General features: G+C 62.3%; 28 protein-coding genes. 15 read left to right on the forward strand and 13 right to left on the reverse strand.

Annotated features, from left to right (window positions below; genetic code table 11):
* Positions 1-988: 988 nt before the first annotated feature.
* Positions 989-1,483 carry a YciE/YciF ferroxidase family protein gene (locus tag CP49_RS35110; protein ID WP_057854687.1) on the reverse strand — a complete coding sequence of 165 codons (495 nt, stop codon included), beginning with the start codon at positions 1,481-1,483 and terminating at the stop codon, positions 989-991.
* A gap of 163 nt (positions 1,484-1,646) precedes the next feature.
* On the opposite strand from CP49_RS35110, the gene CP49_RS35115 reads away from it, so the two are divergent.
* Both CP49_RS35115 and CP49_RS35120 read left to right on the forward strand, forming a co-directional pair.
* Positions 1,647-1,835 carry a hypothetical protein gene (locus CP49_RS35115; protein WP_057854688.1) on the forward strand — a complete coding sequence of 63 codons (189 nt, stop codon included), beginning with the start codon at positions 1,647-1,649 and terminating at the stop codon, positions 1,833-1,835.
* Positions 1,836-2,162: 327 nt separating this feature from the next.
* The gene (locus CP49_RS35120; RefSeq protein WP_057854689.1) at positions 2,163-2,453 is read left to right on the forward strand and encodes a hypothetical protein; all 291 of its coding nucleotides are present in this window, start codon (positions 2,163-2,165) and stop codon (positions 2,451-2,453) included.
* Positions 2,454-2,638: 185 nt separating this feature from the next.
* Here the strand turns inward: CP49_RS35120 and CP49_RS35125 are convergent, their stop codons facing one another.
* From CP49_RS35125 to CP49_RS35135, 3 genes are all read right to left on the reverse strand, one after another.
* Positions 2,639-2,887, reverse strand: coding sequence for a PilZ domain-containing protein (locus tag CP49_RS35125; protein WP_057854690.1), 249 nt, complete (start codon positions 2,885-2,887; stop codon positions 2,639-2,641).
* Positions 2,888-2,996: 109 nt separating this feature from the next.
* A complete protein-coding gene (locus CP49_RS35130; protein WP_057854691.1) occupies positions 2,997-4,019 on the reverse strand; it encodes an aldo/keto reductase in 1,023 nt (340 codons plus the stop codon).
* A gap of 29 nt (positions 4,020-4,048) precedes the next feature.
* On the reverse strand, positions 4,049-4,474 hold the full coding sequence (locus CP49_RS35135; protein WP_057854692.1) for a PaaI family thioesterase: 426 nt from the start codon (positions 4,472-4,474) through the stop codon (positions 4,049-4,051).
* A 79-nt stretch (positions 4,475-4,553) separates the two neighbouring features.
* Between CP49_RS35135 and CP49_RS35140 the strand changes: the two genes are divergently transcribed.
* From CP49_RS35140 to CP49_RS35150, 3 genes are all read left to right on the forward strand, one after another.
* Complete coding sequence (locus CP49_RS35140; RefSeq protein WP_057854693.1) at positions 4,554-5,183, forward strand: NUDIX hydrolase; 630 nt, start codon at positions 4,554-4,556, stop codon at positions 5,181-5,183.
* 251 nt (positions 5,184-5,434) lie between these two features.
* Positions 5,435-6,415: a Bug family tripartite tricarboxylate transporter substrate binding protein gene (locus CP49_RS35145; protein WP_057854721.1), complete on the forward strand. Its 981-nt coding sequence runs from the start codon at positions 5,435-5,437 to the stop codon at positions 6,413-6,415.
* A gap of 200 nt (positions 6,416-6,615) precedes the next feature.
* Positions 6,616-7,806 carry a hypothetical protein gene (locus CP49_RS35150; RefSeq protein ID WP_156438841.1) on the forward strand — a complete coding sequence of 397 codons (1,191 nt, stop codon included), beginning with the start codon at positions 6,616-6,618 and terminating at the stop codon, positions 7,804-7,806.
* A 40-nt stretch (positions 7,807-7,846) separates the two neighbouring features.
* Here the strand turns inward: CP49_RS35150 and CP49_RS35155 are convergent, their stop codons facing one another.
* Complete coding sequence (locus tag CP49_RS35155) at positions 7,847-8,152, reverse strand: hypothetical protein (RefSeq protein WP_057854723.1); 306 nt, start codon at positions 8,150-8,152, stop codon at positions 7,847-7,849.
* A 200-nt stretch (positions 8,153-8,352) separates the two neighbouring features.
* On the opposite strand from CP49_RS35155, the gene CP49_RS35160 reads away from it, so the two are divergent.
* Positions 8,353-8,832, forward strand: a complete 480-nt coding sequence (locus tag CP49_RS35160) for a hypothetical protein (protein WP_057854694.1) — start codon at positions 8,353-8,355, stop codon at positions 8,830-8,832.
* A 7-nt stretch (positions 8,833-8,839) separates the two neighbouring features.
* Here the strand turns inward: CP49_RS35160 and CP49_RS35165 are convergent, their stop codons facing one another.
* The 3 genes from CP49_RS35165 to CP49_RS35175 form a co-directional block, all read right to left on the reverse strand.
* On the reverse strand, positions 8,840-10,057 hold the full coding sequence (locus tag CP49_RS35165) for an EAL domain-containing response regulator (protein ID WP_057854695.1): 1,218 nt from the start codon (positions 10,055-10,057) through the stop codon (positions 8,840-8,842).
* 452 nt (positions 10,058-10,509) lie between these two features.
* On the reverse strand, positions 10,510-11,469 hold the full coding sequence (locus CP49_RS35170) for a TAXI family TRAP transporter solute-binding subunit (RefSeq protein ID WP_057854696.1): 960 nt from the start codon (positions 11,467-11,469) through the stop codon (positions 10,510-10,512).
* 27 nt (positions 11,470-11,496) lie between these two features.
* Positions 11,497-13,524, reverse strand: coding sequence for a TRAP transporter permease (locus CP49_RS35175; protein WP_057854697.1), 2,028 nt, complete (start codon positions 13,522-13,524; stop codon positions 11,497-11,499).
* Positions 13,525-13,852: 328 nt separating this feature from the next.
* Between CP49_RS35175 and CP49_RS35180 the strand changes: the two genes are divergently transcribed.
* Positions 13,853-14,656 (forward strand): SDR family NAD(P)-dependent oxidoreductase, encoded by an 804-nt coding sequence (locus tag CP49_RS35180; protein ID WP_057854698.1) that lies wholly within the window; start codon positions 13,853-13,855, stop codon positions 14,654-14,656.
* A 1-nt stretch (position 14,657) separates the two neighbouring features.
* Here CP49_RS35180 and CP49_RS35185 read toward each other — a convergent pair whose 3' ends face one another.
* Positions 14,658-15,428, reverse strand: a complete 771-nt coding sequence (locus CP49_RS35185) for a hypothetical protein (protein ID WP_057854699.1) — start codon at positions 15,426-15,428, stop codon at positions 14,658-14,660.
* A 212-nt stretch (positions 15,429-15,640) separates the two neighbouring features.
* On the opposite strand from CP49_RS35185, the gene CP49_RS35190 reads away from it, so the two are divergent.
* Positions 15,641-16,405, forward strand: a complete 765-nt coding sequence (locus CP49_RS35190; protein WP_057854700.1) for a tetratricopeptide repeat protein — start codon at positions 15,641-15,643, stop codon at positions 16,403-16,405.
* Positions 16,406-16,424: 19 nt separating this feature from the next.
* Here the strand turns inward: CP49_RS35190 and CP49_RS35195 are convergent, their stop codons facing one another.
* On the reverse strand, positions 16,425-17,450 hold the full coding sequence (locus tag CP49_RS35195) for a hypothetical protein (protein WP_057854701.1): 1,026 nt from the start codon (positions 17,448-17,450) through the stop codon (positions 16,425-16,427).
* Between the two features lie 258 nt (positions 17,451-17,708).
* Here CP49_RS35195 and CP49_RS35200 point away from each other — a divergent pair, with 258 nt between their 5' ends.
* The 4 genes from CP49_RS35200 (at position 17,709) to CP49_RS35215 (ending at position 20,877) form a co-directional block, all read left to right on the forward strand.
* Positions 17,709-19,619 (forward strand): propionyl-CoA synthetase, encoded by a 1,911-nt coding sequence (locus CP49_RS35200; protein ID WP_057854702.1) that lies wholly within the window; start codon positions 17,709-17,711, stop codon positions 19,617-19,619.
* Between the two features lie 207 nt (positions 19,620-19,826).
* Positions 19,827-20,096, forward strand: coding sequence for a hypothetical protein (locus CP49_RS35205; RefSeq protein WP_057854703.1), 270 nt, complete (start codon positions 19,827-19,829; stop codon positions 20,094-20,096).
* 13 nt (positions 20,097-20,109) lie between these two features.
* Complete coding sequence (locus CP49_RS35210; RefSeq protein WP_057854704.1) at positions 20,110-20,316, forward strand: DUF6494 family protein; 207 nt, start codon at positions 20,110-20,112, stop codon at positions 20,314-20,316.
* Positions 20,317-20,616: 300 nt separating this feature from the next.
* Positions 20,617-20,877 (forward strand): SemiSWEET transporter, encoded by a 261-nt coding sequence (locus CP49_RS35215; RefSeq protein ID WP_057854705.1) that lies wholly within the window; start codon positions 20,617-20,619, stop codon positions 20,875-20,877.
* Between the two features lie 92 nt (positions 20,878-20,969).
* Here CP49_RS35215 and CP49_RS35220 read toward each other — a convergent pair whose 3' ends face one another.
* A complete protein-coding gene (locus CP49_RS35220) occupies positions 20,970-21,668 on the reverse strand; it encodes a DUF1013 domain-containing protein (protein WP_057854706.1) in 699 nt (232 codons plus the stop codon).
* A 219-nt stretch (positions 21,669-21,887) separates the two neighbouring features.
* On the opposite strand from CP49_RS35220, the gene ispH reads away from it, so the two are divergent.
* The 3 genes from ispH to rnhA are packed head-to-tail and all read left to right on the forward strand — an operon-like array spanning position 21,888 to position 24,303.
* Positions 21,888-22,856 (forward strand): 4-hydroxy-3-methylbut-2-enyl diphosphate reductase, encoded by a 969-nt coding sequence (gene ispH / locus CP49_RS35225; protein WP_057854707.1) that lies wholly within the window; start codon positions 21,888-21,890, stop codon positions 22,854-22,856.
* A 5-nt stretch (positions 22,857-22,861) separates the two neighbouring features.
* Positions 22,862-23,842, forward strand: coding sequence for a homoserine kinase (locus tag CP49_RS35230; protein WP_057854708.1), 981 nt, complete (start codon positions 22,862-22,864; stop codon positions 23,840-23,842).
* On the forward strand, positions 23,839-24,303 hold the full coding sequence (rnhA, locus tag CP49_RS35235; protein WP_057854709.1) for a ribonuclease HI: 465 nt from the start codon (positions 23,839-23,841) through the stop codon (positions 24,301-24,303). Before CP49_RS35230 ends, rnhA begins: the two co-directional genes overlap by 4 nt.
* Before the next feature lie 207 nt (positions 24,304-24,510).
* Here the strand turns inward: rnhA and CP49_RS35240 are convergent, their stop codons facing one another.
* Together CP49_RS35240 and CP49_RS35245 are read right to left on the reverse strand one after the other, a co-directional pair.
* A complete protein-coding gene (locus tag CP49_RS35240; protein WP_057854710.1) occupies positions 24,511-24,996 on the reverse strand; it encodes a peroxiredoxin in 486 nt (161 codons plus the stop codon).
* Between the two features lie 186 nt (positions 24,997-25,182).
* Positions 25,183-25,734: a DUF924 family protein gene (locus CP49_RS35245; protein ID WP_057854711.1), complete on the reverse strand. Its 552-nt coding sequence runs from the start codon at positions 25,732-25,734 to the stop codon at positions 25,183-25,185.
* Between the last annotated feature and the right edge of the window lie 8 nt (positions 25,735-25,742).

Raw genomic sequence — 25,742 nt, forward strand, 5'->3', positions numbered from 1 at the left:
CTGATCAATCATTCCCCTTGACAACCATATCCCCATACAAGCCCGGATGAGCGAAGCGATATCCGGGTATTGCATATCGCTGCGCTCATGCGGGCTACTTGTTCAGACCCTATCCTGCGAACGATATCCCGGCTCTGCTGCCCGTTGATTTGCCTGGGCGCGCAAGCGCAGATTGCCGCTCGCGAGTGCGACCAATTGGCACGACGGGCAAATCAGTAAAAGCTGTCCAGCCCTGTCGAAAAAATATTCCGCTTAACTTGTAACCCAAATCACCGGCATAACTCCGCGCATCTCATCCACCAAAGGGGCGTTGGCCACGTCACGAACGCGCGGTGAGATGCGGTGGACGCGAAGGGCGCTAGCTGACGTCGGCGCCTTTAGCGGACGGTGAAGTCGTGTGGTTCGGGCGCCGCGGTGCTGGCGCTAAGTCCGAGAGAAGCGAAAGCTTCTCGCGGGCGACGGTGGCAAGAAAGCCGTTCACCGGGAAGAGCACGAAGTAAGCCGTAACCCATCGCGCAGGGAAAGCCGGGATGCCTCCGCTGGACCTGTATGCTCGTGTGCGCATACCTTCTGCGCATTGCACACGAGACCGCGGGTGCAGCGTGCACCCGGCTTTCCCTGCGCCCTTTGCTTCTGATGAGGGCGAAAAGTTACGCAAAGCTCGGGCGCTTCATGCCGCGAGAACGCGGCCGCACACCCTCTCGCTGTTTGACAGTTGAATCCGAACAATGACCGATGACGCAAGCCTGAATAGGTGATCCGTCACCCCGGGATGAACGCAATTGCGTTCACCCTGAGGTGGCCGTGCGCAGCGCGGCCCTCGAAGGGCGACGGCCACGGGCCGCTCATCCTTCGAGACGCCGCTCCGCGGCTCCTTCGGAATAAGCGCAAGTGCGCTTATTCCTGAGATGACGGAGATGGAGCTAGCGTATTGCCTGGGTCCATCTCATGCTGCCGCGGTTGAGCGCTTCCGAGCGCAAGCCTCGCCTCACGCCGCCAGCGCATCCGGATTGACTTCGCCCTTGGCGATGTCGGTGAGAATGGCGTCGGCCTCTTTCTCTTCCAGCAGGCTGTCGTGCAAGATCATCTGGTCGTCCCGCAGTTCGAGCTGGCCGGCCAGCGCAGCGGCTGAGCCGTAGGCGGCGATCTCGTAATGCTCGAGCTTCTGCGCGGATGCGATCAGGCCCGCATCTCGAAGATCGTCGCCTTCCAGGATGCCGAGCATCTTGCGGGTTTCCCCGATGAGGGCCTGCATGGCCTGATCGACATGCGCCGTCGGGTCAGTGTCATGTCTGCGAAGGATGCCGACAAGGCGTTCCTTCTGCCTCATTGTCTCCGCATGATGGTCGACCAGGGCATCCTTCAACGCCGGGTGGGATGCGGCAGCCGCCATGCGCAACAGCGCTTCCGCAAGCTGCTCCTCCATACTCACCAGTTCCTGCAGTTCGGCGAGGTACATGTCCTTGAAATTGCTGATTTCCATGACGAAATCCTCATCATTGGATGTGTACGGGCTTCCGGCCGTCGCAGAATTCCGGAAGGAGCGGGCACAGACTGAGCGGCCTTTTCGTGTTCCAGGCCGACAATGTCTTTCTCAACGAGGCCGCAACGCATCTTGTTCCGGACCAGGCCTGAGAGGTGCTGCCATGACGGAATGGTATTTTGTTTGGGTCGAAGGTCTGCGCGGGCCCATGCCACAGAAATGGTCATCGGAGGGGCTTTGGGGGCAGATCGGCCGTCAGGACGTCATCGTTCGCTTTGCGCTGAGCGATGCGGAGGCGCATTTGCCGCTCGACGAGTTGGCGAGGCGGCACCCTATTCCCGACGAGAGGTAGATAGAGGTCGCCCGGCAGCGTGCGCGTTCCGCAGGGTTCCGCGCGGCAGCCGCAACATTTTCGAGCAGATGTTTTGCGGAACATTGCGAATTTAATTTCGTTGCCCGGTTGAACCGGCGCAAAGAGGCACCACTGTCCCGCATTCAATTCGCGATGCTTGCGAAATTGAATCAGAACTTGCGAACCAGCGCGGCGTGCTGGTGGGGACGAGCGATCAAGATCCGACACCCTTGACGTCTTTCGTATCCTTCGCAGGAAGCAGCCGCGTGGCGGTCCTAGCCGTTACGCGGTCCTCGACCAACCCAGAAGCTAGTTAAGGAGTCGTGCATGAAATTGAACTCGGCACAGGTAGAACGCACCTTGAAGCAATTCGAGGCCCAGGCGCTTCCCGACGATCATCCGGTGGTCCCGCAACTGGCCAGTATGTTCGGGGATCATACGTTTTTCCTCGACAGCGGCGGGCTCAACGTCCTGGAACCCACCGAGGCTTCCGAGCCGAACACATCAATCGGCATGATCGTCAACCTTGCCTATTGGAGCGATGAGACGCTGACGAAACTGTCGCCGCACGAGCCCGAGCCTACAGGCGTTATCGTCAGCCTCGAATCCAAGCACTGACGCTGGAGGCGATCATGTCGCGGCGGGGCCGGTCAGCACGTATCAGGCCGGACCCGCACCGCGATCTGTCAGGTCCCGCATGTGGCGCGGCCGAGCGGCTTCTTCCGCTGATCCAACCGCTATTGTAGCGGCGGGTCGTTGCTGTTTGGGCAAGTGATACTCTTGTGCAGAATTGGCGGCGCTGCTCAGGCTTCGAAATGAACCCCGATCCGCTTCTCCTTGCGCCAGACGACGCGGCACGGCAGACGGAGGTGGTCGGCTTCGATCACCAGGGTGAAGCGTTCGGGAATGCCGACGGGGGAGATCACCTCAAGCGCGGCGCCGGTTTCGGAAAGATTGCGCACCGTGCAATCGATGACGGCACTTCCGCCGCCAAACGTAATCTTGCCCGATTTCAATAACCGCCGCCGTGGTGCTATTCTGTGCTCGTCCACCACATGGACCTCCGCCTGAACAGGAAAGTTTAGACGCGCAGGGTTACTATCCTGTTACAGGTTACTGTCTCGTTACCGCGCAACGCAAAGTGGTGGGCTGCCAATCGGCTCATCGGGCATGGCCGTCCGTCCGCGCCCGCCGCCCCTCAATCGGATAGGCCGGATCATTGAACCCCGGCGTCGAGGGATGGCCGCTCACCACGAGTTGATCGATCAACGCCTCGTCCTCGGCCGTGAAGCGGTAGTCGAGCGCCTTGATGTAATCGTCCCATTGTTCCTCGGTTCGCGGACCCGCGATCACCCCGCTCACGAAAGACGAATTCAGCACCCATGACACCGCGAACTGCCCGGCGGTGATGCCGCGGGCCTCGGCGTGCCGCTTGATCTCCTGAGCAAGCTGCAGCGATTCCGGCCGCCATTCGGTCTGCATCATCCGCTTGTCGGCGCGGCCGGCGCGGGTCTCCTTGTCGGGCGCCGCATCCGGCTTGTACTTGCCGGTCAGCACACCGCGCGCCAGCGGGCTATAGGGCACGATGCCGAGGCCGTAAAAGCCGCAAGCTGGAAAATGCTCGACCTCGGGCATCCGGTTCATAGCGTTGTAATAGGGCTGGCTGACGATCGGGCGATCGATGCCGCTCTTGTCGCAGATGTTGCAGATCTCGGCGACGCGCCAGGCGCGGTAGTTCGAGACGCCGAAATAGCGGATCTTGCCCTGGCGCATCAGGTCGCCCATGGCGCGCACCGTCTCCTCCAGCGGCGTCGCGTGGTCCTCCTTGTGCAGGTAGTAAATGTCGATGTGGTGGGTGCCGAGCCGTTTCAAGCTTTCGTCCGCCGCCTGCAGCACCCAGCGCCGCGACAGCCCGCCGCGATTGGGATCGTCGCCGATCTGGTTGGCGAGCTTTGTCGCGAGGATCCAGCTGTGCCTGTTGTTGGAAATGGCGCGGCCGACCACTTGCTCGGACTGGCCGCCATTATAGGCGTCCGCGGTGTCGATGAAGTTGATGCCGGCCTCGCGCGCGCGTCCCACGATGCGCGACGACGTCGCCTCGTCGGTTGGTCCGCCGAACATCATGGTGCCCAGACAGATCGGCGAAATCTTCAGGCCGCTGCGGCCGAGGTGGCGGTATTGCATGGGTTGGTCTCCTCCGGCTTTGACGGACCCTAACTCTCACCCTTCAATATCTTGAACACACCGCTCGCCATCGCGATACAGCGCTTATCGACGGTCACCTCTGTCGTGATGAAGATCAGGCTGCGGGTTGAGCGCACCACGTGCGGCTTCGATACCAGGACCTCACCGATCTTGCCGGCTTCGACGAAATGCGTGTCGAGCTGCACCGTCGCCAGCGTCGGCTTGCCCGACACGAAGCGGGCGGTCATGCCGCAGGTGCGGTCGGCGAAGGTCATGATGACGCCGCCCTGCACCAGGCCGCGGCGGTTGTGATGCTTGTCCTCGGTGATGAGCGCGAATTCATGCACGCCGTCGACGACGCGCTGCCACAGCGGGCCGACCAGATGCAGGAAGCCTGACGTTTCGACGATCTTCCAGCCGTCGGATTTGAGTTTGTCCGCGGCCTTGGCTGTCATGTCGTGCTTTCCGTTTCCTGCGGGCTGTCATGTTGTCCGGGTCATTTCATCTGATGCGCTGGTGTTGTAGTCAAGCGGGATGGCCTGGTCATTTGACGATACCACACGGCGGAATATCGCAAGCCTCTGCGCGGCATTCGCGCGGGCGCCTTCGGGCGGCGCAGAGCCTGAGCTGAAGCGCGCGGCGGTAGCCATTGCCCTGACGGAAGCAGAGGCCGGTGGGGGCACGACGTTTCTGCTGACCCGCCGTGCGGCGACCTTGCGTTCGCACGCCGCCCAATGGGCGTTGCCGGGCGGGCGCTGCGACGACGGTGAGACGCAGGCGCAGGCCGCGCTGCGCGAGCTGCATGAAGAACTCGGCGTTGGCCTCGGCGAGGGCGATGTGCTTGGCCTGCTTGACGATTACCCGACGCGATCGGGCTATCTCATCACGCCCGTCGTGGTCTGGGTCGGCACCAGCGCCGATATCGTGCCCAATCCGGCGGAGGTCGCTTCCGTCCATCGCGTCGCACTTGACGACATCGAGCGCGAGGGAGTCTTCAGCTTCACCACGATCCCTGAAAGCACGCGGCGCGTGGTCCGCTTTCGCCATGCCGGCCACCATATCCACGCGCCGACGGCAGCGCTGATCTATCAATTTGCTGAAGTGCTGGCTGGCCGCGATACCCGCGTCGCCGAGTTGGAGCAGCCGGTCTTCGCCTGGAAGTAAGGCCGTCATTGCGAGCCACCCGGTCGGCGCGTAGCGCCGCCGGATGACAGGCTCCGCGAAGCAATCCATTTCGCGGCTTGCGGAAGCGTGGATTGCTTCGTCGCTTCAGCGCAAAATTGCTTTGCAATTTTGTCGCGAGCTCCTCGCAATGACGGACCCGTCGGATGCCAGCAGGCTGGGTTGCGAACACGGCACGTTTCAGCGACGATGGCAGCGCCAACAAGAAGAACAGTCCTGGGAGCGCGCTCATCATGCCCATTTGGATCAAGACGTTTTGTGTCGTCGCTGCGCTGCTCGGCCCGAGCGTAGCCACCAATTCAGCGCGAGCGCAAAACTATCCGGCCCGCGCCATCACCCTGGTAATTCCATTCGCACCGGGCGGCAGTACCTCGATCGTCGGCCGCGCCATCGCCGACAAGATGAGCGAGCTGCTCGGCGAGAAGGTCGTGGCCGACAATCGGCCCGGCGCCGGCGGCACGGTCGGCACCAAGGCGGTCGCCAAAAGCGATCCCGATGGTTACACGCTGCTCCTGGGCTACACCGGCACGCTGGCGATCGGTCCCTCGCTCTACAAGAACCCCGGCTACGATCCGCGCAAGGACTTTGCGCCGATCGGCATGATCGGCAACGCGCCGAATTCACTGGTGGTGCATCCCTCGTTCCCCGCGAAAAGCGTGGCCGAACTGGTCGCCTATGCGAAGGTCAATCCCGACAAGGTCAATTTCGGTTCGGCCGGCGCCGGCACCGCCAGCCATATCACCGGCGAATATTTTGCTCGCGCCGCCGGCATCAAGCTCGTGCACATTCCCTACAAGGGCACGGGTCCTGCGCTGACCGATCTTCTCGGCGGCCACATCCCGATGGCGTTCGCGCCGATTCCGGCCTCGCACGCCAATGTCTCCGCCGGCAAGTTGCGCGCACTTGCGGTGACCAGCGTCACCCGCTCGGGCCTCTTGCCCGATGTGCCGACGATGATGGAAACGGGCCTGTCCGGGTTCGACGCCTCGCTCTATTACGGCCTCGTAGCCCCCGCCGGCACGCCGCGGCCGATCATCGAGAAACTGAACAAGGCGCTGCGCGACGCGCTGACCTCCGACGAGGTGAAGAAGCAATTGGGCAATGACGGCACCGAGATCACGCCCGGCACGCCGGAAGATTATGCCGACTTCATCGACAACGATGAGAAGAAATGGTCGCAGCTTGTGAAGGCCAGCGGCCTCGAGCAGGAGTAGGACGGCTTTCCTTCTCCCCTTGTTGGAGAAGGTGGCGCGAAGCGCCGGATGAGGGGTTCTCTCCGCGGAGACAGACCCCTCATCCGCCTCCGCTTCGCTACGGCACCTTCTCCCACAAGGGGAGAAGGAAGAAAGAGCGCCGCCGAAAGTTCGGGCCGTTTCGGGGCTGACATCGCGGGCGCGCTTGCTACAACAGGCCGATGCGCCTGCCATTGATTCGCATGGGTTCCGGATTCGTCACGCTCGCGCTGTTCGCGGGCGTGCCTGCAATGGCGATAGACGCGGATCTGCTCCCTCCCACCGCCGCCGACGCGATGGCGCAAGGCGCCTCGCCGCAGGCGATTGCCGAATATCGCCGCAAGCTGAAGGAATATCAGGAAGCACGCGCCGCGTTCGACGAGGAGGCCGGCGCCTATTGGGCCGCAATCTCCGAGAAGCGAAAGGGCCGCAACGCCAAGCGGCGGGAACGCCAGGCTATTACGCTGGCCGATTACGTGCTGACGCAGCCGCCGGTCTATACCGGCCCGAAACGCCCCATTAGTCCGGAGCCGGAGGAAGAGAAGCCGCCGCGCAAGCCGCTGCCGGTGGTCGCCGATTTTCTGAAAGCGGCTGCCGACCATTTTCAGTTCGTGCCGCAGCGGCCGGCCGCCGAAGTCGAATTCAAGCGCGCCTATGCCCGCTACGCGCAGGCCGCGGGCCTGACGCGCGAGCAGGCGATTCGGGTCTATTCGTTCGAGACCGGCGGCAACGGCAATTACGACATGCAGTCGGGGCTGAATCCCTCGCGGCCGGGCTCGCGCGCGATCTCGACCGCGATCGGCTACAACCAGTTGCTCACCACCAACAGCGTCGAACTGCTAGCCGAACAGGGCCACGAATTCATCAAGGAGCTGACGGCGCGGGCCGCGACGCTGTCAGGTGCACCGCGCAAGGCGATGGATCATAAGCTTGCGGTGCTGAAAAAGATGGTAGCGTTCACGCGCACCGTGCCGGATACCTGGTCCGAGCATGAGAAGCTCGCCAATACCCCGCAGGGCTGGGCAGTGCACGCCATGGTGCTCGATATCGACGTCGGGCCGATGCTGCAGACCCACAAGCTGCTGACGTCGGTCCATTTCGCGCGCGCCAAGGGCTACAATCGTCCGCTTACCGCCGCCGAGCTCGAAATGATGAACCTGACCGGTGACGGCACCGGCCTTGACATGGTGACCATGCCGCAGGCGATGCGCGAGCAGGTGCCGACCTCGAACTTCTTCCAGCGCGGCGGCTACGAGCGCAACCCCGTCGCGATCCGGCACAACACGGTGGCGAAACTGCTGGCTGTCACTGACGAGCGCATGGATTTCAACAGTAGCAAGCCCGGCGCGAAAGAGCTGGCAGCGGCGTTTTGATCTGCCTTCCCTTCTCCCACAAGGGGAGCAGGAAGAAAGCTCAATCCGACCCGAACATGAACTTGCCGTCGCCTTCCAGATAGGGGCCGGAGCGCATATAGAGCTGGCCGTTCTGGCCGATGAAGAACAGCGTTCCCTTCGGCACCTTCTTGGCGCCCTTGAGCAGCAGGCCCGCGTTGTTGGTGCCCATCTTGTACGCGAGCGTCTTGCCGTCCCTGCCGTAGGCATAGCCCATGTCCTGTCTCAGCTCCCAGGGTGTCGGCGCGGCGCCCTGCGCCCATGCGCCGGTCGAAAACCCCGTCAGGACGGCTCCCATCAAGACCGTCTTCGTTGAAATGCACGTCATCATTCGTCCTCCCCACAGCCATTCGGCTTCTTGCCCCATGCTTTGAACAAATCACGAACGGCATTGTGCCGTCAATCGGCACCTTCGACGCATCACACCGCCCTTGAGACTTTGTGATTTCCCGCCTTCGACTTCCTGACTATGTTCCGGTTTCCGGTTACAAGCTTTGCATTGCGAAGAACGTCATAGGGATGATTCGTATGAACCACGTCATGAAAATCAGTTTCGGTGTTGCGTTGACGTTCATGACATTGGCTTCGGCCGCAGCAGCCGACGATTTCAAGCTCTCCAACAACCAGCGGATCGCCTGCAGCCGCGGTTTGGCGCCGGGCAGGCTCAACACAGCGACGTGCAAGTCCTACGCGTATGTGCTCAACACCAAGACCTCCGAATATTACCGCTGCCAGGTCTCGCTCGCGCTGACGCGAGACAACAAGGAAGTCATCAACGTGCAGTCCGACGGCGGCTGCACCAAGAAGCCCCGCATCTTCGATACCGATTCGAACTATTCGTTCGACGCCACCGAAACCGAGGGGCCGAACACCAACACGTTCTTCGGCCCCGGCGGCTATTCGGTGTGGGCCAGCGACAACAATACTCTGAAGGTGCGCGGCTGCATCATTATCTCGTCCGGGCTCGGCTCCGACATCTCGAAATGCATCGACATGAAGTTCGAGTGAGCCGTATTCACGGCATCTTGTCGGAGGCGGATGCGAGCTGAGGGCGGGAGCGAGCAAATTTCCGCACCGCTACCGGCTTGCCGAACAGATAGCCCTGGACCAGATCGAACCCCATGTCGTGGGCGGCGAGAAAGTCGCCGCGGGTCTCCACGCCCTGAGCGATGGCGCGGGCGGCGTTGTCCCGGGCCAGTTCGACGATGCGTCGGCATACAGTCTGCTTCAGTCGATCGTCCGCGCAGCCGTTGATGTATTGCTGGTCGACCTTCAGTTCGGCGAACGGGAAACTCCGAAGCTCCAGAAGGGACGGCCATTCCGCGCCGACATTGTCGATCGCGATCGCGATATTGTGCAGCCGCAGACGTCTTGCGGCGTCCACCGCCAGGTCCGGATTGTCGATCACTTCGCTGCTGTTGATTTCGATCAAAAGTCCGCCGAAGGCCGGGTGGGCGGGCATGGCGCGGCACAGCTCGCGCACCGCCGCAGCATTGCCGAAGAACGATATCGGCAGGTTGACCGAAAGATCGACCGGACCCTGGCTTTCCAGCAGATAGCGCCAGTCTTCGATGGCACGGCCGACCACGAATTCGGACAGCGCGCGAAAATGCGGATCCTTGTCGTCGGGAATGAAATAGGCCGGCGGGACCACGCCCCAGGCAGGATGCCGCATCCGGACCAGCGCCTCCGCGCCGCTGGGCACCAGCGTGCGGGTGTTGATCTTCTGCTGATACCACAATTCGAGCCAGCCGGCCTTCAGGGCCTCGGCGACGTCGACGGCGGGGCTTGGCGCCGGCTCGGCGGGCAGCAGTGTCGCGACGCTGGCGCGCAGGCTGGCCGCGCCGAACGGCGTCTGCAGCGAGGGCAGCATGGCAATTCCGTATTCGTCGCCAATTTGCCTGACGGCCTTTACCATAATCGAGTCGGGTTGACCGATGACGAGGACTTTGCCGGCGAAATTTTTCCGGACAATGACCTCGAGAATTTCGCCGACATTGATCCCATCGACGCACACGCTGAGCACGATCAGGTCCGGCTGCTCCGCCTGCAGCATCCCTGCCAAATCGCCGGCCTGACCGCACTCACTGCTGACGAAGCCGAGATCCTCGAGAGCGTCGGAAAGGAACAATCGGAGGTGCTTTTTGCTGTCGACGACGCAGGCTCTCGGCGTCAGCTTCCGGTGCCCGAAGTGTGCTGTGCGTGTGTGCCCGTTAAAGTTGATCTGCTCCATGGCCGCCCTCCCAACAGATACCCCGGCGCCATTGGTACATCCGCGTTGCGGTCGCAATAATGGAATTTTGCGGGAGGTCACATGATTACTTCAGTAGGGTTAAAGCCGCAGAGACGAATAAAATTTTAGGAAAACGGCCGGGCTCAGCGGCACATTGCCCGGGCCGGACAAGCCCATTCGTTGCTTTCATGGGCTTCAATGAGCTGGCGCCTTGCCTGGGCAATATTTGGATCAGCGCCCTGCATGTTAACGCCTGTGGTCGCTTGCCGGCGCCGCGATGTTTCGTGGCTTGAGAAAACTTCTACCGTGATGCCTCTGCCCTCCTTCGCAGGAGCAGCAATGATGCGATGCACGCGACTACTCTTCTAAAAAAATGACCGCGGCCCTCGGTAGGCCGCGGTCACTGCAATCTGCATTCCGGACATCGCTTCCGCTCGTCCGGACCGCGAGGCCTAGCCGCCGACGCCCTTTTCCTTGAAGTATTTCAACGCGCCGGGGTGGAACGGGATCGGCGAACGTTCCTGCACCTGGTTGTCGAGCGAAAAACTCTCGGCTTCCTTGTGCACGGCGACGATGTCGGCCTTTTTCTCCACCAGCGTCTTGACGATAGTGTAGGCGTCCTCATTGCTCATCTTGTCGCCGGTGATGATCAGGTTCCAGACGTCGGTGATGGAATTGTCCTTGTCGTAGCCTGGATACGAACCCGCCTTGATCTTGCTGGAAGAATAGAGCTTGCCGTATTTCGCGTTCATCTTCTCGGCCAGGTCGCCATGGTCGATCAGCTTTATCTTCAGGCCGGGCGTCGCCGCGAGATCGGTGACCGCGGCAGTCGGGATGCCGCCGACCCAGAAGAACGCATCGATCTTGCGATCCTTGACCGCATTAACGGATTCTGCAACGCCGAGCCGCTCGCGCTTCATGTCCTTGTCCTTGTCGAGGCCAGCGGCCTCGATGACGCGGAACGCCATCACTTCGGTGGCGCTGCCGGGCGACCCGGTCGAAACGCGCTTGCCCTTCAGGTCTGCCATGGTCTGGATGCCAGTGCCTTCCACCGTCACCACGTGCATGCGGTTCGGGTAGACCACGAGCAGCGCCTGCAACGGCACCTTGCCGCTCTTGAATTTGTCCTCACCCTTCAGCGCGTCGAGCGCGGCGTCGGCCATCGTGAAGGCCATCTCGCTCTTGCCCGCGCCGATCAGTTTGAGATTGTCGACCGAGCCGCCGGTGACCTCGGCGGTGGCCTGCACGTTGGGCAGGTTCTTCGAGAGCACGTTGGCGACCGCGCCGCCGAGCGGGTAATAGACCCCGCCGGTGCCGCCGGTGCCGATCGACATGGTCTTCTGCTGGGCATGGGCTGCGCCAGCAAAGGCCAGCCCCAGTGTCATCGCCAGCATGGCTGTGGTTTTTTTCATTTTTATCTCCCTCAATCGCTTTCTTCTCTATGTTGTGAGCGCGGGTCGCTCTGGCGACCGCGTTCTGGCCTGCCACAGCAATACGCCGAAACCGATGATCAGGCCCGGCACATAGGTGTAGCTGATATCGCGTCCGGTGATCCATTCGACGATTGCCTCAATCAGGCTCGGGAACACCAGCAGCAATCCGGATAGCAGAAGCAGGCCGCGCTCGACCGCTGTATTTTGTCGCAGCGCCCAGTTCTGGGCAAACGCAGCAAGCGCTAGCAGGCCCAGGCTTGTCTTGATCGTGATTTCGAGAATATCGACCCACGATCCGCCCTTGGGAATCGACATCAGCAGCCCTGCGCCCTGCGGGTCGAGCACAAATACGAACGGCACCAGAAACGCCGGCAGCGTGTATTTCCAGGACTGCAGGGTGGTCCTGTAGGGATCCCCGCCGGTGATGGCAGCCGCCGCGAACGGTGAGAGCGCCGTCGGCGGCGAAACCTCGGACAAGACGGCATAGTAGAAGATGAACATGTGCGCAGCGTAGTCGGGCACGCCGAGCTTGATCAGCGCGGGCGCCGCGATGACCGCGCAGATGATGTAGGACGCGGTCACCGGTACGGCGAGGCCGATGATCCAGACGATCAGCGCGGTGTAGATCGCGGTCAGCAAGAGGCTGCCGCCGGCATAGGCGATGACGATCGACGAGAATTTGAGGCCGAGGCCGGTCAGCGTCACGATGCCGACGACGATGCCGGCGCAGGCGCAGGTGGTCGCGGCATTGAGCGCGCCGATCGAGCCGTCGGCTAGCGCCTTGACCAGTTTGCTCGGCACCAGCGCGGTCTCCCGGCGCAGGAAGCTCAGCGCGAAGGTCACCACAATGGCGTAGAACACCGACAGCGACGGCGAGTAGCCGATGATCATGAACACGACGACGGCGAGCAGCGAGATGAAGTGGAAGCCGTATCGCTTCGTCATCTGGCCCAGCGACATCTCCGTCGTGATGCTTACGTTCTTGGCATGGAATTTCTTGGCGTCCAGTTCGACCATGAACAATAGCGACATGTAGTAAAGACAGGTCGGAATGGTCGCCATCCAGATCACGTCGAGATAGCTGATCTTGAGAAACTCGGCGATCAGGAACGCGGCGGCGCCCAGCACCGGCGGTGACAGGATCGCGCCCAATCCGCCGGCTGCGAGCAATCCGCCCGCGGCGTTCCTCTCGAAGCCCGCCTTGGCCATCATCGGATAGGCCACGGTGCCGATCATGACGGTTGTGGCGACGCCGGATCCGGAGGGCCCGCCGAGCAGGAACGACGACAGCACGACGGTGCGGCCGGCGCTGTTCGGCTTGCCGCCCATCAGGGCGAGCGAAAAATCGATGAAGAATTTGCCGGCGCCGGAATGCTGCAGAAACGCGCCATAGATGGTGAACAGGATGATCAGCGTTGCCGATACGTCGACCGCGACGCCGAAAATGCCTTCCAGCGTAATGAAGAGGTGCCCGACCAGGCGGTCGAGGTCGTAACCGCGATGGGTCCAGGGCGCCGGCAAATGCGGGCCGAGCATCGCATAGGCAATGAATAGCAGCGACACGACGGGCATGATCGCGCCAGTGGTGCGCCGCGTCGCTTCCAGCAGCAGCACGATGAAGACAATGCCGACGATCACGTCCCAGCGGTCAGGCGTGGTGGCGCGGTCGGTGAAATCTTCACCGCCCCACAGCGCATAGACGATGGTCGCGACCGCAACAATGCCGGGGACGACGTCCCACCAGCGCACGCGGTTGCGAAAGCGTGTCGCCAGCGGAAACAGCAGGAAGCTCAGGACCAGGGTGAACGCGACATGAGTGTAGCGAAGTTCCTGGGTCGGAACGATGGCGTAGGCCGCGTAGAGGTGAAATAGGCTCATGACCACGGCAATCGTGGTCGAGATTCTTCCTGCCCATCCCATCAGGCGGTTAGCCGCGCCTTCTTCCGCCTCGATGTAGGTTTCTGCCTTGTGCAAGGCTTCGTCCGAAACGGCGACGACCTCGTCATTGGGCGGCGTTGTCTTGTCTGCTGCCATGCTCTCCCCGGGAGACTCGTTAACTTACGCCCGGCTTCGGCCGGCCTTTCGGGGGCGCATTCAGTCCGGTTTGGGCGACCGTGGCAAGGGGCTTTTCGGCCAATGTCCGGGCATCTTTTTAATCTATCGGACCGGTTGACCCGAGGTCCTCGCCCGTCCAATTTCCCGGCCAATTTCTTAAAGCAAGAACGATCCGTACGGGTCGCGAATGCGCGCCCGATGACAGGCCCCGCGAAATCCGGGAAAATCTGCCGGATGAGTCTCCCGGGTTGCGCTTCGCTTCACCCGGGCTAGAAGAAAATGAGAAACTTATAGGGAGAAGAAGTCGATGGAACGGCTCAAGGGCAAGACGGCGATGGTGGTGGGCGCAGGCTCGATCGGTCCGGGCTGGGGCAATGGCAAGGCGACCGCCGTGACCTTCGCGCGCGAGGGCGCGCAGGTGTTTTGCGTCGACCGCAACGCGGCTGCGGCGCAGGAAACCGTCGATATCATCACCGGCGAGGGCGGCAAGGCGACCGCCTTCACCGCCGACGTCTCGCGCGAAGCCGAGGTCGAGGCGATGGTGGCGGCGTGCCTGAAGGCCTATGGCCGCGTCGACGTGCTCGACAACAATGTCGGCATCGCCGAGATGGGCAGCGTCGTCGAGGTGAACGAAGCGAGCTGGGATCACGTCTTCGCGGTCAATCTCAAGAGCGCCTATTTCGCCATGAAGCACGTTATCCCTGTGATGCAGAAGCAGGGCGGCGGCTCGATCATCAACATTTCATCGATCGCCTCGATCCGCCATCTCGGGATTTCCTACGTCACCTACGGCGCTTCGAAGGCAGCGATGAACCAGATGACGCGCACGTCAGCCGTGCAGTTCGCGCGCGACCACGTCCGGGTCAACTGCATCCTGCCGGGCCTGATGAAGACGCCGATGGTCGAGCACTCCGCAGGACTTGCGGCCAGCTATTCGGCGGGCGACGTCGAGGCGATGTGGCGCGCGCGCGACGCGCAGGTGCCGATGGGGCACATGGGCGACGCCTGGGATGTCGCCAATGCCGCGCTGTTTCTGGCCTCCGACGAATCCCGCTACGTCACCGGGGTCGAACTGGTGGTCGACGGCGGGATTACGGTGAAGTCGAGCTAACCTACTGCGCCATCGCCAGGATGCCGCCGGCGAAGGAGTGCCAGAGCGGCGTGACACTGATCGGCCAGTTCAGAAGTTTGACCGCGATCAGCGCAATGCCGCCGTAGACATAGACGGGATGCGGCCGGCCGCGCGTGCGCCAGTCGAAAACCATGGCGGCCACTAGCAGAAGATAGGCGACGATGGCCGGCGGGATGGTCACCGGCACCGGCGGTGGGCCGAGCGGCCCGGGAGGCGCCAGGAAGGTGAGAAACCAGCGCGCGACTGCGGCGTCGAGTAGCGAGATGCTGGCGAGCAGCATCAGCCGCTTGTGCGTTTCCGGCTGGCGGACGGCCGCAATGGCAAGTGCGAAAACCACGGCAAAGAACAGAATTCCGCTGAGCGGAACAATCGCGAATGCGATTCCCTCGTCGGTCAGTCCCGCCGCCGCCGAGCGCTTCATCGCGTTGACCGCGACCAGGAAGCCGAAGATCGTCATCGCGGTTGCCAGCGAGATGCCGATCATGCCGATGGCGCGGTGCCGGGCGACTTTGCCTGACGCGGCAAGCCAGCTCTGGAATACGAAGTAAAGCGACCAGGCAAAGAACAACAGGCCGTGAAAGTGAACGACCGGCGAGGCCGAGAACGATCGCTTCGCCAGCGGCAGCCAGTAGGTTGGCGCGAAGCCGAGAAAGGCGACGGCCATGCAGGCCAAGGCCATGTAGAAGTAAAAGTAGCCGGTTTGGGATTGCGCGATGGCGCGCGGCGGATTGAAGTCGGTCAATGTGGTCATGGTTGTTGAGTCCGCGAGAACTGCAATAGGTTCACAGCAGATTTTCTCACGGATCGTATTCTTCCGTCTGTGAAGAGAATTACGTTTCCCGCGGGTCACGTTTCGGCCAAAATCTGTTCTTGTGCGAACGGGAAATTTGCAGGTTGCTTGTCGAAAACGCAGGTCGCTTGCTAGGATCGCGTCGCAATCGACAGCGCTTTCCGGATCAATTGATGCGAGGCTATCCCGATATCCGCAACCTGGTCGCGGCCTCTCTGCTGTGGATCGTGTTTGCACATGATGCGTCGGCGACCGGCGCCGAGCCAGTCAAGGATCTGAAGATCGACCCGGCCCCATGCGTTGCCGCCGCCACCGCGCAGGACGACGACAAGACGCTAAGCACGTGCGGCGCGCTGATCGACAATGCAAAGACCGAAAAGGCCGACCGCATCAAGGCGCTGATCGCGCGCGCCACCGCCTATGAACGCAAGGATATGATCGACCGAGCCATCGCCGACTATGACGGCGTGTTGCGGCTCGATCCCGCGCACGCCGATGCTCACAATGCGCGCGGTGAACTCTGGCGTAAGAAAGGTGATCTGCCCAAGGCGGTGGCCGATTTTGCCGCGGCGATCAAGCTGAATCCGGATCACGTCGTCGCAAGGGCCAACCACCGGGCGCTAGCGCAGGAGGCGGAGCGACAGGGCGTGCTGAAGGCGATTGCCGGCAAGCCGAGCTTCAATTGCGCAACTGCCCGCCGCAAGGTGGAGAAGGCGATCTGCGCCAATCCCGAACTCGCCGATCTCGATCGCGAAGTCCACGCGGCCTATGTCAAGGCGGCCGCCGCAAAGATGACCCCACAACAGGCGCGCACGCTGCGGCGGGAGCAGCAGGAATACCTTGCCCGGCGCAATGCGGAATACAGTCGGCCCGACTACGATCTGAAAAAGGCGATGCGCGACCGCCTGCAAAAGATCAACGGAATCGAGGGCTACTAGACCGCTTGAATTGATATGGTCACGGTCTGGCACTTCGAACATTGGTTGCGGCATCGTCGCGCCGAGCGACGATCTCGACCGATCCTCGGAGGAAGCGATTGAATTCGGCAATCCGCACGGCCGGCAGGTGCCACGGACCGCCGCGCTGCGAAGTCCAGAAATTCATGAAGTCGCGACCAAGCATGTTGAAGCGCGCGACAGCAACGCTTTCGGGATCTCCGAGCATGGCGGCGTATTGATCAGCTTCGTTCTCCCAGTCGTGCATCATGATGGCCAGCGTCGGACCATCAATGGGCGGCAATGCACGGAACCCGGCGGCTTCGATCCATGCCAGACCGCCCGCGGTCACCATGCAGCAGCATGATAGGCCATCGAAGCCGCCGCCTGTTATGCCTCTCGTGATCCACCAATCGTTCTGCCAATCTTCATAGCCGAACAGCATGCCCTCGAGCCGTTCGAAGCATTCATTCCAGCCGCCGGATTTGCCTGAGGCGTCCCAGATCAGTTTGCTCGCCCGGATTCGCCATTCTTCGCCCTTCGGCGTGTAGTAGACGATCCGTTGTCCAAGGTAAGTCTGACCATGGGACGTCTGAACCGGCTGATCGAACGGTTCATTGACTTCCTCGCGGTGAAGCACGCCCTTGGTCACCCAAAGCTCAAACCGGTCCTCGCCCTCGAATGCCATCGGCGGATACAGACCCGACATGCGCGCCAGTTTCTTTCGGCCCTCCAGCAGCAGCGGCAGTTCGTACCCTGTGTGGGTCAGGTATGGCGTCCGATCGGATGACCGCCATCGGAACAGGCTGATCTCCAGATCTTTGGAATCCAATTGCGCTGCATCGAAGCTCACATTGAATGTCGCTACGATGGCTGCGAGCTCTTCATCATCCAGAAAGTAAGTTTTTTCCAGCTCAGGGTCGTCGTCGGCCACTCCAGCCAGAATTGCGCGGAGCGCTTCCGGATCGTCGACAGGAAGCATCGCCTGCAGAACGGGACACCATTGCTCAAGGTCGAATGCTTCTATCAGGAAGTGGGACTGCGGCATGGGATTCCCTGTGAACTGTCCGTCGATGAAGCCGGTTGTACCACCTAAGGGTGCTGGCACTTGTCAGCTTCGTGAAAGGCTACAAAAACGCTTTCATCATCGTTAAATTTCGGCAACCGGACCCGTGTTGACCGGACGCGATAAGGCTCCCCCTGGGCAGAAAATCCCTTCTTTTTTCTTGATCCAGATTAAGGTGGGCGTATCCCGGAACGGGAAGAAGAGCCGGTGGCCGGTCACAAATGCACGGGAAGCGACGCCATGAACATCCAGGACAACAGCCGCTATCACGAGGTCCATGCCCGTTCGCTGGCCGATCCCGAAGGGTTCTGGGCCGAGGCCGCGCGCGAGATCGACTGGATCGAGCCGGCTAAAAAGATCTTCGACCCCTCGATGGACGCGTATGGCCGCTGGTTCGCCGGCGCCGTGGTCAACACCTGCTACAACGCGCTCGATCGCCATGTCGCGGGCGGCCGTGCGGACCAGGTGGCGTTGATCCACGATTCGCCGCTGACCAACTCCATCTCGAAATTTACTTATGCCGAGATGCTGAAGGAGGTGCAGACGCTCGCCGCAGTGATGGCCGATTTCGGCGTCGCCAAGGGCGACCGCGTCATCCTCTATATGCCGCTGGTGCCGGAAGCCGTGTTTGCGATGCTGGCCTGCGCGCGGATCGGCGCGGTGCATTCGGTGGTGTTCGGCGGTTTTGCGGCGAAAGAGCTCGCAACCCGGATCGAGGACGCCAAGCCGAAACTGATCTTTTCGGCGAGCTGCGGCATCGAGCCCGGCCGTATCGTGCAATACAAGCCGCTGCTCGACGAGGCGATCAAGCTTTCAAGCGTGAAGCCGCAAGCTTGCGTGATCTTGCAGCGACCGCAGCACGCTTGCGAACTCATGGCCGGTCGCGATCACGACTGGGCAACGCTCCGCAGCGCGGCGCTCGAAGCCGGCAAGGCCGCGCCCTGCACGCCGGTGCTTGCGACCGATCCGCTCTATATTCTCTACACGTCCGGCACCACGGGTATTCCGAAGGGCGTCGTGCGCGACAATGGCGGGCATCTGGTCGCGCTGAAATGGTCGATGTTCAACCTCTACGGCGTCAAGCCCGGCGAGGTCTGGTGGTGCGGCTCCGACATCGGCTGGGTGGTCGGCCACAGCTACATCGTCTACGGCCCGCTGATTCATGGCGCCACCTCGATCATGTATGAGGGCAAGCCGATCGGCACGCCGGACGCCGGCGCGTTCTGGCGCGTCATCTCCGAGCACAAGGCAGTTGCGCTGTTCACCGCGCCGACCGCCTTCCGCGCCATCCGCAAGGAGGATCCCGATGGCGCATTCATCCGCAAATACGATTTGTCGAATTTCCGCACGCTGTTCCTGGCCGGCGAGCGCGCCGATCCGCCGACGGTGGAATGGGCGGAAGCGCAGCTGAAGGTGCCCGTGATCGATCATTGGTGGCAGACCGAAACCGGCTGGTGCATCGCCGGCAATCCGGTGGGGCTGGGCATGCTGCCGGTCAAGCACGGCTCGCCGACGGTACCGATGCCGGGCTATCAGGTCGACGTGGTCGATGAGGCATCCAAGCAGGTGCCCGCGGGCACCATGGGCTCGATCGTGATCAAGCTGCCGATGCCGCCCGGCTGCCTGCCGACGCTATGGCAGCAGGAAGCGCGCTTCAAGGAAGCCTACCTCACCGAATTTCCCGGTTACTACAAGACCTCGGACGCCGGCTACAAGGATGAGGACGGCTATGTCTGGGTGATGGGCCGCACCGACGACATCATCAACGTCGCCGGTCATCGGCTCTCCACCGGCGGCATGGAGGAAATTCTGGCCTCCCATCCTGATGTCGCCGAATGCGCGGTGCTCGGCATCAAGGACGCGATCAAGGGCGAGGTGCCCTGCGGCTTCCTGGTGCTGAAGGCTGGCGTGACACGCGCGCCGGCCGAGATCGAAAAGGAAATCGTGGCGCTGGTGCGCGACAAGCTCGGCCCCGTCGCGGCCTTCAAGCTCGCGATCACGGTCGGGCGATTGCCGAAAACGCGCTCGGGAAAGATCCTGCGCGGCACCATCAAGAAGATCGCCGACGGCGAGAGCTGGACCATGCCGGCCACCATCGAGGACCCCAAGGTGTTAGAGGAAATCGGCGACGCGCTGAAGGGCAGGGTGTAGGCGACTCACTGTCGTTCCGGGGCGATGCGAAGCATCGAACCCGGAATCTCGAGATTCCGGGTCTGGTGCTTGCGCACCATCCCGGAATGACGGTTCCTCGTCATGCCCGGGCTTGACCCGGGCATCCATCGTCTTAAGAAGCGCCATCTTTTCGATGGATTGCCGGCTCAAGTCCGGCAATGACAAGATAGGAAAACAGGAGCCTTCATGCAGTCTGGACCCGCTAGGCACTTCATCGCCCTCCTGCTCGCAGCCCCGCTTCTCACCGGCTGCCTCGAGCGCGGCCAGCCGACCATGGCCGACACCAGCGCGGACGACGACGCTTTTTGCCGCTCCAACAACGTTGCGGCAGGCTCGAATGATTATGTCAATTGCCGCAAGAACCGCGACGTGCAGCGCGGCAATGCCAACGCCCGCACCGATCGCGCCCAGCGCAATCTCGCCGAGCACATGCTGAACAATCCGACCAGGCCATAATCAGGAGGCCCTCATGAACGAAGATGTCTTCAACGCCAGCCTGCGCAAATTCCTCAAGAAGGTCGGCATCACCTCGCAGCGCGAGATCGAAAAAGCCGTGCGCGACGCCATCGAAGCCGGCAAGCTCAAGGGCCATGAGAAGCTGTCGGCGAAGATGGTGCTGACCATCGGCGGCGTCAGCCTCTCGCATGAGATCGACGACGAGATCGAATTGGGCTGAGGAGGTCTCTTCCCCCTCTCCCCTTGTGGGAGAGGGTGGCGCCGAACGAAGTTCGGCGACGGGTGAGGGGTTCTCTCCGCGGATGGAAACCCCTCATCCGGCACGGACTTCGTCCGCGCCACCTTCTCCCACAAGGGGAGAAGGAAGAAGCGAACGCCTTGCGAATGATTCAAGGATTTGAAGCTGAAGGGCTCGTCCACCGGCTCAAGCGAATGGAGTTCTTGAAGAAGGCATGAGGAGTATCGGCTCACCCGGTCATCCTTCGTAAACCCATCTTCGAATCGATGCTATAACAGCGGCATGGAACAACTTGCAATCAAGCTGCTGGGGTTTGCCGCCGCAACGTGCACGACGCTCGCTTATGCACCGCAGTTCGTGAAAGTCTGGAGAACACGCTCCACCGAAGACATTTCGCTTGGAATGTTCCTCGTCATGGTGCTCGGCATCCTGCTCTGGCTGTTGTACGGCCTGCTTTCCGGTGATGCGCCGCTGATCGTTGCGAATGCGGTTACGATCGTTCTGGCCGGCGGAATCCTCTGGATGAAGCTGAAGTACGGTTGAAGCGGCTGTCAGCCGGTCCGCAGCCCTCGTCGCTCAACAAAAAACGCGGCAGGTTGCCCCGCCGCGTTCGGCATCAGCCGTAGCCGATAACCTTACTCCTCGTCGTCGTCCTGCTTCTTGCCGCCGATCGTCTTCAGCTTGGCGAACACGGCATCGACATTGAGGTCGTCTTCTTTCCTCTCGCTCGGCTCGAATTCCGGCTCCTTCTTGGTGGTCTCGGAGGCGGGCAGCAGGGTGGCGCCACCGTAGGCGGCGGGGACCGGTTTTTCCTTGGCGGCGCGCTGCACTTCGAAATCGAGCTCGATCTGCGAGCAGAGGCCGAGCGTCACCGGGTCCATCGGGGTCAGCGTCGAGGCGTTCCAGTGGGTGCGGTCGCGGACTGACGCGATCGTCGTCTTGGTGGTGCCGACCAGGCGCATGATCTGCGCGTCCTTCAGCTCGGGGTGGTTGCGGACCAGCCAGAGGATCGCGCTCGGCCGCTCGTGGCGGCGCGACACCGGGGTGTAGCGCGGGCCCTTCTTCTTGGCGGCCGGCGGCAGCACAACCTTGCTCTCGCCGAGCTTGAGGCGGTAGTTCGGGTCCTTTTCACCCTTTTCGATCTCGTCGCGGGTCAATTGCCCGGTCGAAATCGGGTCCATGCCCTTGATGCCCTGGGCGGCGTCGCCGTCGGCTATGGCGCGGACCTCAAGGGGGTGCATCTTGGTGAAATCGGCCACCTGGTCGAAGGTCAGAGCGGTATTGTCAACCAGCCACACGGCCGTCGCCTTGGGCATCAGCGGTGCATTGCTCATGGCAAATCTCCTTTGTGCCTCGCCCACCTCTTTCGGAGGCGAAGCCTATGGTCATCGGTGATGACGGGAATTAAGGCGCTATATACGCCTTCCATCCCCTTTGGCGCAATGGTCTGCTAAAGTGCCTTGACAGAGGCCGAAAGCAGTCCCAAGTCCTTATCCGAATTGGCCGTTCCCTGCCCGCCGGCGAGGGGTGATTCGGTCCCGGAATAGCCCCTAATGTCAGCCAAACCAGACCTTAGAATCGTGCTTTGTTCCCCCCGTGGCTTCTGCGCGGGGGTGGTGCGGGCCATCGATACCGTCGAGCGGGCGCTCGCCATCTATGGCGCGCCCGTCTATGTCCGCCACGAGATCGTGCACAACCGCTACGTCGTCGACAGCCTGAAGACCAAGGGCGCGATTTTCGTCGAGGAACTGGCCGAAATCCCCGACAATACCAACGCGCCGGTGGTGTTTTCCGCCCACGGGGTTCCGAAGTCGGTTCCGGCCGATGCCCGCGCCCGCAATTTCTTTTCGCTGGACGCCACCTGCCCGCTGGTCACGAAGGTGCACCGCGAGGCCGCGATCCACTTCAAACGCGGCCGTGAAATCCTGCTGATCGGGCATTCGCATCACCCCGAGGTAGTCGGCACGCTCGGGCAGTTGCCGACGGGCGCGGTGACGCTGATCGAGACCGCTGAGGACGCCAAGACCTTCGCACCGAAGGATCCGAACAACCTCGCTTTCGTGACGCAGACGACGCTGTCGATTGACGACACGGCGGAGATCGTTGCGCTGCTCAAGGAGCGTTTTCCGAACATCAACGGGCCGCACAAGGAAGACATCTGCTACGCCACCACCAACCGCCAGCTCGCGGTCAAGAAGGTGGCGCCGGTGGTCGATGCGCTGATCGTGGTCGGCGCGCCGAACTCGTCGAACTCGCAGCGCCTGCGCGAAGTCGCCGAGCGCGAGGGCTGCCCGGTCTCGGTGCTGGCGCAGCGCGCCTCGGATCTCGACTGGTCGCGCTTCGAGGGCATCAAGAGCCTCGGCATCACGGCGGGCGCGTCCGCGCCGGAAGTGATCGTCGAGGAAATCATGGGCGCCTTCGCCGAGCGGTTCGAATTACATGTGGAGACGGTGTCGGCCGCGGAGGAGAACGAGTTCTTCCCGCTGCCGCGTTCGCTGCGGCCTGAAGCTGCCGCCGAGTAGTCGCGATGGCGGTTTACACCGACGTCGCCGCCGAAGACCTCGCGGAGTTCCTGAAGGGCTACGAAATCGGCGAGTTGCTCTCCTACAAGGGCATCGCCGAGGGCGTCGAGAATTCCAATTTTCTGCTGCATACCAGCAAGGGCGCCTTCATCCTCACGCTCTATGAAAAGCGCGTGGCAGTGGACGACCTGCCGTACTTCCTGTCGCTGATGGCGCATCTGGCCGAGCGCGGCGTGCGTTGTCCGCAGCCCGCCAGAAACCGCAAGGGCGAGGTCTACAGCGAACTGGCCGGGCGTCCCGCGGCGATCATCAATTTCCTCGAGGGCATGTGGCCGCGGCGGCCCAATGCCGCGCATTGCGCCGGCGTTGGCGAGGCGCTGGCGAAGATGCATGTGGCCGGCCGCGACTTTCCGATGTTCCGCAAGAACCCGCTGTCGGTCGAAGGCTGGCGGCCGCTGTTCGATGTCGCCGCACCGCGCGCCGACAGCGTCGCACCTGGCCTGCAGGACTTCATCGCGCGCGAGCTCGATCATCTCGAGGCGTGCTGGCCGAAAGATCTTCCGCTCGGCGTCATCCATGCCGACCTGTTTCCCGACAACGTCTTCTTCCTCGGCGACAAGCTGTCCGGCCTGATCGACTTCCCGTTTTCCTGCAACGACATCCTGGTCTACGACGTCGCGATCTGCCTGAACGCGTGGTGCTTCGAGCCGGATCATTCCTTCAACGTCACCAAGGCGCGCGCATTGCTCAATTCTTACGGCCGCGAGCGGCAATTGTCTGAAGCCGAGCAGGAGGCGCTGCCGCTGCTGGCGCGCGGCTCGGCGCTGCGCTTTTTGCTGACGCGGCTGGTCGATTTTCTCAACGTGCCGCCGGGCGCGCTGGTGAAGCCGAAGGACCCGCTCGAATACGTCCGCAAGCTGCGCTTCCACCAGAGTGTTTCCAGCGTGCGCGATTACGGCCTGACCCAGCCCGGATTTGCCGCTTGAGCGAATTGCCTCACGTGACGGTTTTCACCGACGGCGCCTGCTCGGGCAATCCCGGGCCCGGCGGCTGGGGCGCCATCCTGAAATTCGGCGACAAGGAAAAGGAATTGAAGGGCGGCGAGACGCACACCACCAACAACCGCATGGAGCTGATGGCGGCGATCTCGGCGCTCGAAGCGCTGAAGAAGCCGTGCGTGGTCGATCTCACCACCGATAGCCAGTATGTGCGCCAGGGCATCACCGGCTGGATCCACGGCTGGAAGCGGAACGGCTGGCGCACCTCGGACAAGAAGCCGGTCAAGAACGTCGATCTCTGGCAGCGCCTCGACGCCGCGCTGAAGCCGCACCAGGTGCGCTGGCACTGGATCAGGGGCCACGCCGGCCACGCCGAAAACGAACGCGCCGATCAGCTCGCGCGCGACGGCATCGCAATGGCGCGATTACAGGAGAGGGTGGGGAAGTAGGATTGCGCTCTACCCATCCTACCCGGTGCCGCAATGGCCAATGGTGTCGTCACCCGCGAAGGCGGGTGACCCAGTAACCCAGAGACATCAGTGATAGAAACGAGAAGCCGCGGCGTACTGGATCGCCCGGTCAAGCCGGGCGACGACAGCTTTTGTGTGGGCGAACGTCAATGATCGTCATTGCGAGCTCCTCGCAATGACGGCCTCTCAAAGCTGCCCCAGCAGCGTATCGCCGCCTGATACCTCGACCTTGCCTGGCGCGGGCTCGAGATTGAGCTTCTTCACGACGCCATCGTCCACCAGCATCGAATAGCGCTTGGAGCGGATGCCGAGGCCGTTGCCGGAGGCGTCGAGCTCCATGCCGATCGCTTTGGTGAAGTCGGCATTGCCGTCGGCGAGGAACACGGCCTCGTCGCGCTGGTCGGTGTCGCGCTTCCAGGCGTTCATGACGAAGGCGTCGTTGACGGAGACGATGGCAATGGTGTTCACGCCCTTGTCCTTGATGGCATAGGCGTTGAGGAAGATGCTCGGCAGGTGCATCTTGTGGCAGGTGCCGGTATAGGCGCCGGGCACCGCGAACAGCGCGACCTTCTTGCCCTTGAAAATATCATCGGTGGTTTTGACCTGCGGCCCCTCCGCCGTCATCACGCGAAATTTGGCTTCCGGCAGCTTGTCGCCAACTTGGATCGTCATCGTCAATTCTCCCTCACTGAGCGGTGTGTGTCTTATAGCGTTTTCGAGCGAAGTGGATACCGGTTCGCGTGAAGAAAACGCGTCAAAGCAAGGATCTGGAGCGGCCGCTCCAGACCGGGCGGGTGACCGGCACAATATTCAGGGCCAGCGAAACGGCAACGGCTGAGGCCGTTCACGCTTGCGTCATCACGGCGAAAAGCCCCCTTCGTCCAGGAAGGCCTGCTCCTCGGGCGTGGTGGCGCGGCCCAAGAGGCGGTTGCGATGAGGGAAGCGGCCGAAGCGGCGGATGATGTCGGCGTGGTGTTCGGCCCATTTCAGGCTTTCGGTATGGCCGGCCGCGCGCGACAGCTCGATGCAGCGCAACTGGTCGGACAGGTGCTCCGAATGCATGAAAGGCAGATAGAGGAATTCACGCAAGGCGGGATCGATCCGCGCGTCCACGCCGCGATCGACGGCGCGGTGCGCCACCTCGCGCGCGGGGCGGTCGCTGGCATAGGTCCTGATGTCGCCGCGGAACATGTTGCGGGGAAACTGGTCGAGCACGATGACGAGCGCCAGCGCGCCGTCATCGCTTCCTTCCCATGACGATAATTCACCCGCTGCCGCGCTCTGCCACAGCCGGAGGAAGCGCCGATGCACCTCAGCGTCGAACGCGTCGTCGCGCATGTACCAGCGTTCGGGGCCGGCATCACGCCAGAACGCCAGGATGTCGGCCGGCGTGATGGAAGCTTCAACCATGCGCGAGC

This window comes from Bradyrhizobium valentinum, assembly GCF_001440405.1.
In the GTDB taxonomy this organism is placed as follows: domain Bacteria; phylum Pseudomonadota; class Alphaproteobacteria; order Rhizobiales; family Xanthobacteraceae; genus Bradyrhizobium; species Bradyrhizobium valentinum.

Excerpts from the sequence above, each read along its gene's own strand:
- CP49_RS35150 (WP_156438841.1), top strand. The coding sequence starts at position 6,616 with ATGCGCCTGCCATTGATTCGCATGGGTTCCGGATTCGTCACGCTCGCG.
- CP49_RS35180 (WP_057854698.1), top strand. The coding sequence starts at position 13,853 with ATGGAACGGCTCAAGGGCAAGACGGCGATGGTGGTGGGCGCAGGCTCG.
- ispH (WP_057854707.1), top strand. The coding sequence starts at position 21,888 with ATGTCAGCCAAACCAGACCTTAGAATCGTGCTTTGTTCCCCCCGTGGC.
- CP49_RS35170 (WP_057854696.1), bottom strand. The coding sequence starts at position 11,469 with ATGAAAAAAACCACAGCCATGCTGGCGATGACACTGGGGCTGGCCTTT.
- CP49_RS35140 (WP_057854693.1), top strand. The coding sequence starts at position 4,554 with ATGGCCTGGTCATTTGACGATACCACACGGCGGAATATCGCAAGCCTC.
- CP49_RS35160 (WP_057854694.1), top strand. The coding sequence starts at position 8,353 with ATGAACCACGTCATGAAAATCAGTTTCGGTGTTGCGTTGACGTTCATG.
- CP49_RS35165 (WP_057854695.1), bottom strand. The coding sequence starts at position 10,057 with ATGGAGCAGATCAACTTTAACGGGCACACACGCACAGCACACTTCGGG.
- CP49_RS35155 (WP_057854723.1), bottom strand. The coding sequence starts at position 8,152 with ATGACGTGCATTTCAACGAAGACGGTCTTGATGGGAGCCGTCCTGACG.
- CP49_RS35145 (WP_057854721.1), top strand. The coding sequence starts at position 5,435 with ATGCCCATTTGGATCAAGACGTTTTGTGTCGTCGCTGCGCTGCTCGGC.
- CP49_RS35220 (WP_057854706.1), bottom strand. The coding sequence starts at position 21,668 with ATGAGCAATGCACCGCTGATGCCCAAGGCGACGGCCGTGTGGCTGGTT.
- CP49_RS35185 (WP_057854699.1), bottom strand. The coding sequence starts at position 15,428 with ATGACCACATTGACCGACTTCAATCCGCCGCGCGCCATCGCGCAATCC.
- CP49_RS35175 (WP_057854697.1), bottom strand. The coding sequence starts at position 13,524 with ATGGCAGCAGACAAGACAACGCCGCCCAATGACGAGGTCGTCGCCGTT.
- CP49_RS35215 (WP_057854705.1), top strand. The coding sequence starts at position 20,617 with ATGGAACAACTTGCAATCAAGCTGCTGGGGTTTGCCGCCGCAACGTGC.
- CP49_RS35195 (WP_057854701.1), bottom strand. The coding sequence starts at position 17,450 with ATGCCGCAGTCCCACTTCCTGATAGAAGCATTCGACCTTGAGCAATGG.
- CP49_RS35135 (WP_057854692.1), bottom strand. The coding sequence starts at position 4,474 with ATGACAGCCAAGGCCGCGGACAAACTCAAATCCGACGGCTGGAAGATC.
- CP49_RS35205 (WP_057854703.1), top strand. The coding sequence starts at position 19,827 with ATGCAGTCTGGACCCGCTAGGCACTTCATCGCCCTCCTGCTCGCAGCC.
- CP49_RS35210 (WP_057854704.1), top strand. The coding sequence starts at position 20,110 with ATGAACGAAGATGTCTTCAACGCCAGCCTGCGCAAATTCCTCAAGAAG.
- CP49_RS35200 (WP_057854702.1), top strand. The coding sequence starts at position 17,709 with ATGAACATCCAGGACAACAGCCGCTATCACGAGGTCCATGCCCGTTCG.
- CP49_RS35130 (WP_057854691.1), bottom strand. The coding sequence starts at position 4,019 with ATGCAATACCGCCACCTCGGCCGCAGCGGCCTGAAGATTTCGCCGATC.
- CP49_RS35230 (WP_057854708.1), top strand. The coding sequence starts at position 22,862 with ATGGCGGTTTACACCGACGTCGCCGCCGAAGACCTCGCGGAGTTCCTG.
- CP49_RS35245 (WP_057854711.1), bottom strand. The coding sequence starts at position 25,734 with ATGGTTGAAGCTTCCATCACGCCGGCCGACATCCTGGCGTTCTGGCGT.
- CP49_RS35120 (WP_057854689.1), top strand. The coding sequence starts at position 2,163 with ATGAAATTGAACTCGGCACAGGTAGAACGCACCTTGAAGCAATTCGAG.
- CP49_RS35240 (WP_057854710.1), bottom strand. The coding sequence starts at position 24,996 with ATGACGATCCAAGTTGGCGACAAGCTGCCGGAAGCCAAATTTCGCGTG.
- CP49_RS35190 (WP_057854700.1), top strand. The coding sequence starts at position 15,641 with ATGCGAGGCTATCCCGATATCCGCAACCTGGTCGCGGCCTCTCTGCTG.
- CP49_RS35115 (WP_057854688.1), top strand. The coding sequence starts at position 1,647 with ATGACGGAATGGTATTTTGTTTGGGTCGAAGGTCTGCGCGGGCCCATG.
- CP49_RS35110 (WP_057854687.1), bottom strand. The coding sequence starts at position 1,483 with ATGGAAATCAGCAATTTCAAGGACATGTACCTCGCCGAACTGCAGGAA.